This window comes from Inhella proteolytica (assembly GCF_016093275.1).
Lineage (GTDB): Bacteria > Pseudomonadota > Gammaproteobacteria > Burkholderiales > Burkholderiaceae_C > Inhella > Inhella proteolytica.
On record NZ_JAEDAK010000007.1, the window covers coordinates 162,457 to 175,442 of the forward strand.

The following is a 12,986-nucleotide window of genomic DNA, read 5'->3' on the forward strand; positions in this document are numbered from 1 at the left end:
GGCCATGAACAGGCGCTTCGACGGCGCGCGATGCGCGGCGCTGCAGGGCAGCGCGAGAACTCGAGACGGGCATTGACAAGCCGACGATTCGGCCACTGAGAGAGGGGTGCGGGAATTATAGGAAGCGCAGAAGCCTTGCCTGGAGACGAGGACGAGCTTGAAGAAGCCGCACCCGAAGCGGTCCAGGATTGGAGCGGCGAGATCCTGCCGCAGTGGGCGGGCTGGCGCTTGGATCGGGCCCTGGTGGCGCTGTATCCGGGCTATTCGCGCTCGCACCTGCAGAGCCTGGTGGAAGAAGGGCGTGTCGGGCTGGACGGCGCCCCTTGCCCGCAGGCGGCGCGCAAGCTGCGCCTGGGCCAGCGCCTGCAAGTGCAGTGGCGTGCGCCACAACACGAGGTGCCGTTCGCGCCCGAAGCGCTGCCCATCGACATCCTGTTCGAGGACGCCCATCTGCTGATCTTGAACAAGCCGGCGGGCTGGGTGGTGCATCCGGCGGCCGGCAATTGGAGCGGCACGCTGCTGAACGCTCTGCTCGCCCACCATGAGGCGGCTCGCCTGCTGCCGCGGGCTGGCATCGTGCACCGGCTCGACAAGGACACCTCCGGCTTGATGGTGGTGGCCAAGAGCGTGGCCACCTACCACGCGCTGGTGGCCCAGCTGGCTGCGCGCGAGGTGGGGCGCGAGTACATGGCGCTGTGCCATGGTCGCGTTGAGCAAGCCTTCAGCGTGGACGCCCCGATCGGCCGCGACCCGCGCAGCCGGGTGCGCATGGCCGTGGTGTCGGACGGCAAGCCGGCGCGCACGGATTTCACGCCCTTGGCGGTTGGCGCGGCCTCCAGCTTGCTGCACTGCCGGCTGCACAGCGGGCGCACGCACCAGATCCGGGTGCATGCGGCGTCGCGGGGGTTGCCCCTGGTGGGTGATGCCCTTTATGGCGGGCGGGAGCTGGCGGGCATGCAGCGCCAGGCGCTGCACGCGGCCCGTCTGCGCCTGCAGCATCCCGTGCGCGGTGTTGCGTTGAGTTGGTCGGTGGCGCCGCCGGCGGACTTTCTGGCCGCTGCGAGCGCGCTGGTGGGGTGGTCTGGCGGCGGGTTGTCGGAGGGCCTTTAGAATCAGCGCAATACCTGCGCGGCGTGGATCGCGCAGGCCGCGGGGCCAGGCGCCCTGCCGGAGGCGCCGCGGCAGATCGGCGGCGCTCCAGATCGGATGCCAGCGGCGTCCAGCGCGGGAAGCCAAGCTTCCCATGTGTAAGCAGGGCACCGAGGGTGCCAGCCTGAACCAGAGGTCCATGGAGATTCAAGCAGCGGAGGCGAAGTCCATCCTGGAAGCGGCGTTGCTGTGCGCGCTGCAGCCCATGCCTTTGAAGGACATGCAGGTCCTGCTGGGTGACGGGGTGGATGCCGATGCCGTGCGGGCCCTGCTGGTCGAGCTGCAGGGAGATTGGTCCCATCGCGGGCTGGAATTGGTGCAGCTGGCGGGTGGCTGGCGCTTTCAGACGCGGCTGCAGCTGCGTTCTCACCTGGAGCGACTGCACCCCGAGAAGCCGCAGCGCTACTCGCGTGCCGCGATGGAAACTCTGGCGGTGATTGCCTACCGCCAGCCGGTCACGCGCGGCGACATCGAGGACATCCGCGGGGTGGTGGTGAGCTCGCAGATCGTGCGCCAGCTGGAAGAGCGTGGCTGGATCGAGAGCATCGGCCACCGTGAGGCGCCGGGGCGGCCCGCCCTCTATGCCACCACGCGGCAGTTTCTTGAGGACCTCGGCTTGCGGTCCCTTTCGGACTTGCCGACGCTGGACGCCATGCTGGCCACCGGCCTGACGCCGGAACAGGCCAGCCTGCTGCCCGAGACCGAAGCGGCCGGTACGCCGGCCGATGAGATGAGCCCGCAGGCTGAAGCTGCGGACGAGATGGGCGAAGGCCCGAACCCGGCGACGGATGCTTCAGCGAACGTTGCCGCCCCAGTGCCTGAAGCCCCGGCTGCGGCCGAGTCCCCCGAATGGCTTCCCCAAGAAGACCCCGAAGCGAGCGCACCATGAGCGACGAGCAAAACCCAGTCCCGAACCCTGACGTGGCCGCCGAGGCGCCGGCCAAGCCGGCCCGCAAGCGCACTCCGCGGGCCAAGCCGGCCGCAACCGAAGTGGCCGCGGCACCCGAGCTGACGGCCGAGGCGGCCACCGAGGCCTCCGCAGAGGAGGCCGTGCCCAAGGCCCGTGCCCCGCGTCGCCGCAAGCCGGCGGTGGCGGCCGAAGCGGCCCCTGCGCTGGAGACGGGCGAAGCCCAGGCGCAGCCAACGCCAGCGGCCGAGCTTGCCGCGGAGCCGGCACCGGAGGCCGCTGCGGCGGCGCAGACCCGGGAAGCCAGTGAGCCCCGCGAAGCTCGTGGCCCACGTGAGGCTCGTGGTCCGCGTGAAGCCCGCGGGCCGCGCGAAGCGCGCGAGCCCCGTGAGGATCGTGAGCCTCGCGAAGCCCGTGACGAACCGTCCGCGCCCAGCCTGGTGCTGCAGGACGAGCAGGTCGAGGCCGCGCTGTCCGAGCGCCTGAATGCCCTGCTGGCCGAAGGCGACGCTGCACCCGAGCCGGATGCTGCCGAACTGGCGCCCGCCGAAGCGGAAAAGCGTGTGCTCGCCGCGGAGGCCGATGCACCCAAGCTGCAAAAGGTGCTGGCGCAGTCCGGCGTCGGCTCGCGGCGCGACATCGAGGCCTGGATTGCCGAGGGCAAGATCGAGGTCAATGGCGAGCCGGCCCATATCGGCCAGCGCATCTCCTGGGGCGACCGGGTGAGCGTCAACGGCAAGCCGGTCAGGATCCGCATCCAGCCGCCGCTGCCGCGGGTGCTGGCCTATCACAAGCCGGTGGGCGAGATCGTCACCTTCAATGACCCCGAGGGCCGCCCCACGGTGTTCCGCTCCCTGCCCAAGCTGCAGATGGGCAAGTGGCTGTCGGTCGGCCGCCTGGACATCAACACCGAAGGCCTGCTGCTGTTCACCAACTCCGGCGACCTGGCCAACCAGCTGATGCATCCGCGCTTCGGTGTGGAGCGCGAATACGCGGTGCGTGTGCTTGGCCAGCTCGACGACGAGGCCAAGGCGCAGCTGCTGGAGGGGGTCGAGGTCGACGGGCAGACGGCCGCCTTCAAGAGCATCGAAAGTGCGGGCGGCGAGGGCGCCAACCGCTGGTACCGCGTCGTCATCACCGAAGGGCGCAACCGCGAGGTGCGCAAGCTGTTCGACGCTGTGGGTCTGACGGTCAGCCGCCTGATTCGCGTGCGCTACGGCAGTGTGGTGCTGCCCCTGGGGCTGAAGCGTGGCGTCTGGGTGGAGCTGAACGGCTTCGACGTCAAGTCCATTCGCCGGCTGGCCCAGCCCGGTGGCGGCGAGGAGCGCCGCCCTGACGGCGGCCGCGGCGGTCCGCGGGCTGACAAGGGCAAGGGTCCGCGCGAGAACCCTCGTGGCGAGCGCCCGCCGCGTGCCGAGGCTCCCTTTGCCGAGCGTCCGCCGCGCGCCGAGCCGCGCCAACGTGCCGAGGACGACGACGACTACATGCCGCGCGACATCAACCCCTTGGAGCAAACCTTCGACCGCCGCTTCGCCAAGAGCAAGCGCGGCTTCCCGCAGGGGTTTGGCCATGGTGGCAGCGCGCCCGATCACGGCCAGGCCCCGCGCGGCCGCGGGCCGGGTGGTGAGCCCGACCCGATGCGCACTTCGGTCGGCTACATCGGTGCCGACAGCTTCCATCGTCGCAGTGGCGGCGGTGGCGGTGGGGGTGGCAAGGGCGGTGGCGGCGGTGGTAAGCGCCGTCGCTGAGTGAAGGCTTCCGTTCGACCTGCTCGCGCGCCGCGCCGGCAGGTGACGGAGGCCATGGCCCTGCACCTACAATCGCGGGCTTTGCCGAATTGCCAGTAAAAGGAGAAACCCCATGGCCATCGAACGTACCCTGTCCATCATCAAGCCCGACGCCGTTGCCAAGAACGTCATCGGTCAAATCCTGGCCCGCTTTGAAGGCGCCGGCCTGAAGATCGTTGCCGCCAAGATGGTGCACCTGTCGCGCGCCGAGGCCGAGGCCTTCTACGCCGTGCACAAGGCGCGCCCCTTCTTCAACGATCTGGTGAACTTCATGATCTCCGGCCCGGTGATGATCCAGGTGCTGGAAGGTGAAGGCGCGATCCTGAAGAACCGTGACCTGATGGGCGCCACCGACCCGAAGAAGGCCGAGAAGGGCACCATCCGCGCCGACTTCGCCGACAGCATCGACGCCAATGCCGTGCATGGCTCCGACGCCGCCGAAACCGCTGCCGTGGAAGTGGGCTTCTTCTTCCCGGGCATGAACGTCTACAACCGCTGATGGCCATGACGGCAACCAATCTGCTCGGGTTCGACCTGGAGGGCTTGGTTGCCTATTGCGAAGGGCTGGGCGAAAAGCGCTTCCGCGCCGTCCAGCTCTTTCGCTGGATTCACCAGCGCGGGGTCGCCGACTTCGCGCTGATGAGCGATCTGGCCAAGTCCCTGCGGGACAAGCTGGCCCAGAGCGCCGAAGTCAGCGCGCTGCGCGTGCTCTCCGAGCAGCGCTCGGCCGACGGCACCATCAAGTGGTTGTTCGACGTCGGCAATGGCGACGCGGTCGAGTCCGTCTACATCCCCGAAGACGACCGCGCCACGCTGTGCATCTCCTCGCAGGCCGGCTGTGCGGTCGGCTGCCGCTTCTGCTCCACCGGTCACCAGGGCTTCAGTCGCAACCTCAGCACGGCCGAGATCGTGGCGCAGCTTTGGTTTGTCGAGCACCTGCTGCGCGGCGAGGGCAAGGCGCGCGACCAGAGCGGCCGCGTCATCAGCAACATCGTCATGATGGGCATGGGCGAGCCGTTGCAGAACTACGCGGCCCTGGTGCCGGCGCTACGCACCTTCCTGGACGACCATGGCTATGGCCTGTCGCGCCGCCGCGTGACGGTGTCCACCTCCGGCGTCGTGCCGATGATCGACCGCCTGCGCGAGGATTGCCCGGTGGCGCTGGCGGTGTCGCTGCACGCCCCCGACGACGCGCTGCGCGACCAGCTCGTGCCGCTGAACAAGAAGTACCCGATTGCCGAGCTCCTGCAGTCCTGCCAGCGCTATCTGGAAGCCGCGCCGCGCGACTTCATCACCTTCGAGTACTGCATGCTCGACGGTGTGAACGATGCGCCCGAGCAGGCCGAACAGCTGGTCAAGCTGCTCAAGGGCGAGGTGCCCTGCAAGCTCAACCTGATCCCGTTCAATCCCTTCCCGGCCTCCGGCCTGAAGCGCAGCCCGCGGGAACGCGTGCTGGCTTTTGCCGAGGTGCTGATCCGGGCCGGCATCGTGACCACGGTGCGCAAGACCCGGGGGGATGACATCGACGCGGCCTGTGGCCAGCTCGCCGGTGAGGTGCAGGACCGCACCCGTGCCGAGCAGCGCATGACGCGCGCCCCGGTGGTGGTGCACCGCCGGCCCAGCTCTTGAAGAATCGCGATCCCAGTCCACTGCGAAGGCTGCCCATGCTGCGTGTGCTTCTAGCTGCCAGTTGTCTGACCGTTCTAGCCGCCTGCGCCCAGCAGCAGGCTCCGCGCGAACCGCGCACCGAAGTGGATGCCAACGAGGTGGAACGCCGCGCGGCGATGCGCATCGAACTGGCCGGCGGCTACCTGGCGCGTGGCCAGTACAACGTCGCGCTGGACGAGGTCAAGCAGGCCTTGGCGCTGCGCCCGGACACCCGCGAAGGCCTGAACCTGCGCGCGCTGATCCTGGCCGCCATGGGCGAGACGGGCGCCGCCGAGGAAGGCTTCCGTCGCATCCTCATCCTTTACCCGAACGACCCCGACACCCTGCACAACATGGCTTGGATGGCCTGCCAGCAGCGGCAATGGGAACAGGCCTTCAGCCGCTTTGACGAGGCGCTCAAGCAGACCAGCTACCGCGCGCCTGCGCGCAGCTGGCTGGCCAAGGGCGTGTGCGAGCTGCGCGCCGAGCGCCTGGAGGCGGGCGAGCGCAGCCTGATGCGGGCCTTCGAGCTCGACCCAGGCAACCCGAACATCAACTTCACGCTGGCCGACCTGCTGCTTCGCACCAACCAGCTCGAGCGGGCGCGCTTCTACGCGGCACGGGTGAACGCCAGTGCCGCCAATGCGCAAAGTCTCTGGCTGGCTGCGCGCATTGAGCAGCGCCTCGGCAACCGGCCAGGCACCGCCGAGTGGGGACAGCGCCTGTTGCGCGAGTACCCGCAAGCCGCGGAAGCCCAGCTGTACCGCGACGGACGCTTCGAATGAGCGAGCAATACGCTGCTGCCGGCGCCGGCGCGCGGCTTGCTGCGGCCCGCAAGGCGCGTGGGCTGAGCCTGGCCAGCCTGGCGGCCCAGTTGAAGGTCTCCGAGGCACGGCTGGCCGCGCTGGAGGCTGAGCGCTGGTCCGAACTGCCCGACGGACCGTACGCCCGAGGCCTGGCCACTTCGTTCTGCCGGGCATTGGGCCTGGACCCCAAGGATGTGCTGCAACTGATGCCTGACGCCGCGCCGGTGGCCCTGGAGAAGGTGGCCGAGGGCATCAACCGCCCCTTGCAGCTGCATCCGCGCCAGCGCCTGCAGGCGTCCGGCCCCTTGCTCTTGCTGCTGATGCTGCTGCTCGCCGTGGCGGCCGGGGTGGCCCTCTGGCCGCAAGGGCGTAGCCTGCCGTGGTCCTTCTCCACCCAGACGGCCGAGGCTGATGCCGAGCCGGTCCGGATGGTTGAAGCGCCGTCGGTTCCGCTGCCTGTCAGTACGCCCGCAAGTGCTAGCACTGCAGCCGTGCCGCTGCCCCGCCCGTCCAGCGCAGTGGCGTCGGCGGCCTCCGCGGCGGCCGCGGTTGCGTCGACGGCTTCGGTACCCGCCGCAGCGGCCCCACCCAGTTCCGCACTGCTTCCCCAGGCGGCGCCGGCGGTGCTTGCGCAAGGCGTCGGTCCGGCGCCCGCCACGGCCGCTGAAGCGGCCTTGCTGACCGTGGTGGCGCGCGAAGAAACCTGGGTCAGCATTTCCGACGCCCGAGGCGCCAGCCTGGTGGCCCGCGTGCTGACGGCGGGCGAGCGCGTGCAGCTGGAGGCGCCGGCGGCGCCGCTGCGCGTCGTGCTGGGCAATGCGCCCGGCGCCGAATTGAACTGGCGCGGCCAGAGCCAGGACCTGGCGCCCTTCCACGCCGTGCGCGTGGCCCGCCTGACCTTGAACTGAGCGCCATGAATTTGCAGCAGCCTTCCGGGGCCATCCTCGGCCTTCCCATTCCTGCCCGGCGCAGCCTGCAGGCGCGCGTGCGCTGGGGCGAGCGCGTGGTGACCATCGGCGGCGACGCCCCGGTGCGCATCCAGTCCATGACGAACACCGACACGGTGGACGTCATCGGCACCGCCATCCAGGTCAAGGAGCTGGCCATCGCCGGTTCGGAGCTGGTGCGCATCACCGTCAACACGCCCGAAGCCGCCGAGGCCGTGCCGCACATCCGCGAGCAGCTCGACCGCATGGGCATCGACGTGCCCTTGGTGGGCGATTTCCACTACAACGGCCACCGCCTGCTGAGCGAATTCCCCGCCATGGCGGCGGCCTTGAGCAAGTACCGCATCAACCCCGGCAATGTCGGCAAGGGCGACAAGAAGGACCGCCAGTTCGCGCAGATGATCGAGGCCGCGCTGCAGCACGACAAGGTGGTGCGCATCGGCGTGAACTGGGGCAGCCTGGACCAGGAACTGCTGGCCGGCCTGATGGACGAGAACGCCCAGCGTGCCCAGCCCTGGGAGGCCAGTTCGGTGATGTACCAGGCGCTGATCGATTCGGCGCTCCAGTCGGCCGCCTATGCGGTGGAGCTGGGCATGGACCCCGGCCAGGTCATCATCAGCTGCAAGGTCAGCGGCGTGCAGGATCTGATCACCGTCTACCGCGAGCTCAACCGCCGCACCCGCCACCCGCTGCATCTGGGCCTGACCGAGGCCGGTATGGCCACCAAGGGCACGGTGGCGTCCACGGCAGCGCTGTCGGTGCTGCTGCAGGAAGGCATTGGCGACACCATTCGAGTGAGCCTCACGCCACAGCCGGGCGAGGCGCGCACGCAGGAAGTGGTGGTGGCCTCCGAGATCCTGCAGGCCCTGGGCCTGCGCACCTTCAACCCGAGCGTCACCGCCTGCCCGGGCTGTGGCCGCACCACCAGCACCACCTTCCAGGAGCTGGCCAAGCAGATCGACGACTTCCTGCGCGAGCAGATGCCGGTCTGGCGCGCGCGCTACCCCGGGGTGGAGAACCTCAAGGTCGCGGTGATGGGCTGCATCGTCAACGGCCCGGGCGAGAGCAAGCATGCCGACATCGGCATCAGCCTGCCCGGCACGGGCGAGGCGCCAGCTGCGCCCGTCTTCATCGACGGCGAGAAGGCACTCACCCTGCGCGGCGAGGGCATCGCGCGCGAATTCCAGACCCTGGTCGAGAACTACATCGAGCGCCGCTTCGGCGCCACCGCATCCGCATGACTGAACAGAAAAAGCCCGAGCCCCTGAAGGGCGTCAAGGGCATGAACGACACCTTTGCGCCCGCGTCCGGCCATTGGGAGTGGCTGGAGGCGCAGATGCGCGAGCTGCTGCGTCTGTATGGCTATCGCAATGTGCGCACGCCCATCGTCGAGCCTACGGCCCTGTTCGTGCGCGGGATCGGTGAGGTCACCGACATCGTCGAGAAGGAGATGTACACCTTCACCGACAAGCTCAATGGCGACGAACTGGCGCTGCGCCCGGAGATCACCGCCGGCCTGGTGCGTGCGGTGATCGAGCACAACGCCCTGTACGACGGCCCCTTGCGCATGTGGTCCATCGGCCCGGTGTTCCGCCACGAGCGTCCGCAGAAGGGCCGCTACCGCCAGTTCCATCAGCTCGATGTGGAGGCCATGGGCTTCGCCGGGCCGGATGTGGATGCCGAGCTGATCCTGCTCAGCCGGGCGCTGTGGCAGCGCCTGGGCCTGAAGGTGGGTGAGGACATTCATCTGGAGCTCAACAGCCTGGGCGAACCGGCCGAGCGTGCCGCCCATCGCGCGGCGCTGATCGCCTACCTGGAACAGCACCAGGAGCTGCTGGACGAGGACGCGCGCCGCCGCCTGCACACCAACCCTTTGCGGGTGCTGGACACCAAGAACCCTGCCATGCAGGCCCTGGTGGAGGCCGCGCCCAAGCTGCTGGATTTCCTCGGCCCCGAATCGCTGGCGCACCTGAACGCCGTGCGCGCGGCGCTGGACACCGCCGGCCTGGCCTACGCCATCAACCCGCGCCTGGTGCGCGGCCTGGACTACTACAACCGCACGGTGTTCGAGTGGGTCACGCCGCACCTGGGCAGCCAGGCCACCGTGTGTGGCGGCGGCCGCTACGACGGCCTGATTGCCCAGCTCGGCGGCAAGGGCGCGCCGGCGGTCGGTTTCGGCCTCGGCATGGAGCGCCTGCTGCTGTTGCTTGAAGCCCTGAACCTGCTGCCGGGCGAAGACGCGCCCGATGCCTACGCCGTGCTGCCCGACGCTGCCGCGCTGCCCCAGGTGCTGCCGGTCCTGGAGGCGCTGCGGGCCGCCGGGCTGGCAGTGCAGATGCACGCCGGGGGCGGCAGCATGAAATCGCAGTTCAAACGCGCCAACGGCAGCGGGGCCCGCTACGCCCTGGTGTTCGGTGGGGATGAGCTGGCGCGCGGCGAAGTGGCCATCAAGCCCCTGCGCGACGAAGGCGCCGCCCAGTTCAGCCGTGCCTTGGGTCAGGCTGCCCAATGGGCGTCCGAGCTCCGGACCGCATAATCCCGCCGCTTTTTCCGCCCGACTTCACCGCGACCCGCCATGGCCACGCTCGACCTCCAAGAACAAGAACAACTCGACAACCTCAAGGCCTTCTGGCAGCGCTGGGGCAACCTCATCACCACCCTGGTCACGCTGGCCCTGCTCGCCTTTGCGGGCTGGAACGGCTGGACTTGGTGGCAGCGTGAGCAGGGCCTGAAGGCCAGCCTGCTGTACGACGAGGTCGAGCGCGCTGCCGAAGCCAAGGACGTCGACAAGACCCTGCGCATGTGGCAGCAGATGAAGGATCAGATGCCGCGTGCCACCTTCACGGCCCATGCGGCGCTGCTGACGGCCCAGGTGGCCTTCGACGGTGGCAAGGCCGATGCCGCCCTGGGCGCGCTGGAGTGGGCGGCCGAGCAGGCCAAGCCCCAGGCCTTGCAAGAACTGGCGCTGCTGCGACTGGCCGCCGTGCATCTGGAAGCCAAGCGCTTTGCGCCGGCCGAAGCCGCGCTGGCGCGTATCCAGTCCACGGCCTACGCCGGCCTCGTGGCCGACAAGCGCGGCGATCTGGCTCAGCTCCAGGGTCAGGCCGACAAGGCGCGCGAGCACTACCAAACCGCCTTCCTGGCCCTGCCCAAGGAACAGCCCTACCGGCAACTCGTCGAGGCCAAGCTGACCGCCCTGGGCGTGGACACCAGCAGCCTGACGGCCAAGGAAACCAAGTGAAGCCGACTTCTCGCGCCCTGTTGGCGTTGCCTCTCAGCCTGGCGCTGGGGGCCTGTTCCCTGTTCGGCAGCGATGCCCCGAAGCCCACGCCCCTGCAGGCGGTCAGCCCGAGCCTGGCCGGACGCGTGGTGTGGAGTGCGCGCATCGGCGATGTCGATTTCCCCCTGCAGGTGGCGGCCACGGCCGAGCGCTTCGTCGTGGCCGACAGCGGCGGCCGTGTGCTGGCCTTGCGCGCCCAGGATGGCGCCGAAGTCTGGCGCGGCGATGCCGGCGCCAAGTTGATGGCGGGCGTGGGTAGCGATGGCCGCTGGGCGGCTGTCGTCACGCGCGACCAGGACCTGGTGGTGCTGGATGCCGGCCGCGAAATCTGGCGCAAGCGCCTGGCCGCGCCGGTGCACACCGCGCCCCTGGTGGCCGGCGAGCGCGTCTTCGTGCAGAGCGTGGATCGCGCCGTTCAGGCCTTCGACGTGCTGGACGGTCATCGTCTGTGGGAGCTGCGCCGCCCGGGCGATGCACTGCTGCTGGCCCAGCCCGGCGGCCTGGCCGCCTTCAAGGACACCCTGGTGGTGGGGCAGGGCGCCCGACTGGCGGGGGTAGACCCGCTGCGCGGCATCCTGCGCTGGGAGGCCAATGTGGCCAGCCCGCGCGGCACCAATGAGGTCGAGCGCCTGGCCGATGTGGTCGGGCCGCTGGCCCGCACCGGCGACTTCCTGTGCGCCCGCGCCTTCCAGTCGGCGGTGGGCTGCATCAATGCCCAGCGCGGCAGCCTGGTGTGGAGCCGCCCGAGTGCCGGCGCCAAGGGCGTGACGGCGGACAGCAAGGCCGTGATCGGCTTTGATGCCGTGGACCGGCTGACGGCCTGGCGCACCGAGAACGGTGAAACCCTGTGGAGCAACGAGGAGTACCAGCACCGCCAGCTGAGCGCTCCGCTGCTCAGCGGCACGAGCCTGGTGTTTGGCGACCTGGAAGGCCAGGTGCACTTCTTGGCGCGGGACACCGGCAAGATCCAGCTGCGCGTGCCGACGGGCGGTAGCCCCATCGCCGCCGGCCTGGTGCAATCCGGCACGACCCTGCTGGCAGTGGCGCGCAACGGCGGCGTGCACGCCCTGCGCCTCGAATAAGGCTCAGATGAAACCCGTCATCGCCCTGGTGGGGCGCCCCAATGTGGGCAAGTCCACGCTGTTCAACCGCTGCACCAAGAGCCGCGATGCGATCGTGGCCGACTATGCCGGCTTGACGCGCGACCGCCATTACGGTGACGGCCGCATCGGCCGGCGCGAGTTCATCGTCATCGACACCGGTGGCTTCGAGCCCACGGCCGAGACCGGCATCGTCAAGGAAATGGCCAAGCAGACTCGTCAGGCCGTGGCCGAGGCGGATGCCGTCATCTTCGTCACCGACGTGCGTGCCGGCATCTCGGCCCAGGACCATGACATCGCGTCCTACCTGCGCACCTCCGGCAAGAAGGTGCTGCTGGCGGTGAACAAAGCCGAGGGCATGAAGGATGCACCGGCGCTGGCGGAGTTCTACGAACTCGGCATCGGCGAGCCCATCCCCATCTCCGCCGCGCATGGCCAGGGCATCCGCAGCCTGCTGGAGGCCGCGCTCGAAGGCTTTGAGGAGCCGCCCGAGGAAGACGAGGCCGAGCAGGGCGACAAGCCTATTCGCTTGGCCGTCGCCGGCCGTCCGAATGTCGGCAAGAGCACCCTGATCAATGCCTGGCTCGGCGAAGAGCGCCTGGTGGCCTTCGACATGCCGGGCACGACGCGCGACGCCATCAGCGTGCCCTTCGAGCGCGACGGCCGCAAGTTCGAACTGATCGACACCGCCGGCCTGCGCCGCAAGGGCAAGGTGTTCGAGGCGATCGAGAAGTTCTCGGTCGTCAAGACCCTGCAGGCGATCGCGGACGCCAATGTGGTGCTGCTGCTGGTCGACGCGACCCAGGGGGTGTCCGACCAGGACGCCCACATCGCCGGCTACATCCTCGAATCGGGCCGTGCGGTAGTCATCGCCATCAACAAATGGGATGCGATCGACAGCTACCAGCGTCAGATGCTGGAGCGTTCGATCGAGGCGCGTCTGTCCTTCCTGAAGTTCGCGCCGCTGGTGCACATCTCGGCGCTGAAGCGGCAGGGCCTGGGACCGCTTTGGAAGGCGCTGGCCGAGGCCCACTCGTCGGCTTTCAAGAAGCTCAGCACCCCGGTGCTGACGCGCCTGATCCACGAGGCCGTGCAGCACCAGCAGCCGCAACGCGTGGGCGCCTTCCGACCCAAGCTGCGCTATGCGCACCAGGGCGGCATGAACCCGCCGATCGTCGTCGTACATGGAAACTCGCTGGAGCATGTCAGCGATTCGTACAAGCGCTATCTCGAGGGCCGCATCCGCACCCATTACGGGCTGACCGGCACGCCGATGCGCATCGAAATGCGCTCGGGCAGCAACCCCTTCGACAACGAATCTTGACCCTGTCGAGCGGGCAGGGCTGGGGCCTGTGTTAAGGTG

The 12,986-nt window shown here is 69.3% G+C and carries 12 protein-coding genes; all 12 read left to right on the forward strand.

The annotated features are described in order from the left end of the window. Positions 1-135: 135 nt before the first annotated feature. Entirely contained in the window at positions 136-1,110 is a 975-nt protein-coding gene (locus I7X39_RS11985) for an RluA family pseudouridine synthase (protein ID WP_232351905.1), read from the forward strand. A 178-nt stretch (positions 1,111-1,288) separates the two neighbouring features. After that, a complete protein-coding gene (gene scpB / locus I7X39_RS11990; RefSeq protein WP_232351906.1) occupies positions 1,289-2,038 on the forward strand; it encodes an SMC-Scp complex subunit ScpB in 750 nt (249 codons plus the stop codon). Beyond that, a complete protein-coding gene (gene rluB, locus I7X39_RS11995; protein ID WP_198111392.1) occupies positions 2,035-3,804 on the forward strand; it encodes a 23S rRNA pseudouridine(2605) synthase RluB in 1,770 nt (589 codons plus the stop codon). The genes scpB and rluB overlap by 4 nt, the downstream gene beginning before the upstream one ends. A 112-nt stretch (positions 3,805-3,916) precedes the next feature. After that, positions 3,917-4,342: a nucleoside-diphosphate kinase gene (gene ndk / locus I7X39_RS12000; protein ID WP_198111393.1), complete on the forward strand. Its 426-nt coding sequence runs from the start codon at positions 3,917-3,919 to the stop codon at positions 4,340-4,342. 5 nt (positions 4,343-4,347) lie between these two features. Further along, positions 4,348-5,472 carry a dual-specificity RNA methyltransferase RlmN gene (rlmN, locus tag I7X39_RS12005; protein ID WP_198111394.1) on the forward strand — a complete coding sequence of 375 codons (1,125 nt, stop codon included), beginning with the start codon at positions 4,348-4,350 and terminating at the stop codon, positions 5,470-5,472. A 35-nt stretch (positions 5,473-5,507) separates the two neighbouring features. Beyond that, entirely contained in the window at positions 5,508-6,275 is a 768-nt protein-coding gene (gene pilW, locus I7X39_RS12010; protein ID WP_198111395.1) for a type IV pilus biogenesis/stability protein PilW, read from the forward strand. Next, positions 6,272-7,204 carry a helix-turn-helix domain-containing protein gene (locus I7X39_RS12015; RefSeq protein WP_198111396.1) on the forward strand — a complete coding sequence of 311 codons (933 nt, stop codon included), beginning with the start codon at positions 6,272-6,274 and terminating at the stop codon, positions 7,202-7,204. Before pilW ends, I7X39_RS12015 begins: the two co-directional genes overlap by 4 nt. A 5-nt stretch (positions 7,205-7,209) precedes the next feature. After that, positions 7,210-8,484 carry a flavodoxin-dependent (E)-4-hydroxy-3-methylbut-2-enyl-diphosphate synthase gene (gene ispG / locus I7X39_RS12020; protein WP_198111397.1) on the forward strand — a complete coding sequence of 425 codons (1,275 nt, stop codon included), beginning with the start codon at positions 7,210-7,212 and terminating at the stop codon, positions 8,482-8,484. Beyond that, positions 8,481-9,779, forward strand: coding sequence for a histidine--tRNA ligase (hisS, locus tag I7X39_RS12025; protein WP_198111398.1), 1,299 nt, complete (start codon positions 8,481-8,483; stop codon positions 9,777-9,779). Before ispG ends, hisS begins: the two co-directional genes overlap by 4 nt. Positions 9,780-9,818: 39 nt before the next feature. Then, a complete protein-coding gene (locus I7X39_RS12030) occupies positions 9,819-10,484 on the forward strand; it encodes a YfgM family protein (RefSeq protein ID WP_198111399.1) in 666 nt (221 codons plus the stop codon). After that, a complete protein-coding gene (gene bamB / locus I7X39_RS12035) occupies positions 10,481-11,605 on the forward strand; it encodes an outer membrane protein assembly factor BamB (protein WP_198111400.1) in 1,125 nt (374 codons plus the stop codon). Before I7X39_RS12030 ends, bamB begins: the two co-directional genes overlap by 4 nt. Positions 11,606-11,612: 7 nt before the next feature. Further along, the gene (gene der, locus I7X39_RS12040; RefSeq protein ID WP_198111401.1) at positions 11,613-12,947 is read left to right on the forward strand and encodes a ribosome biogenesis GTPase Der; all 1,335 of its coding nucleotides are present in this window, start codon (positions 11,613-11,615) and stop codon (positions 12,945-12,947) included. Positions 12,948-12,986 lie beyond the last annotated feature (39 nt).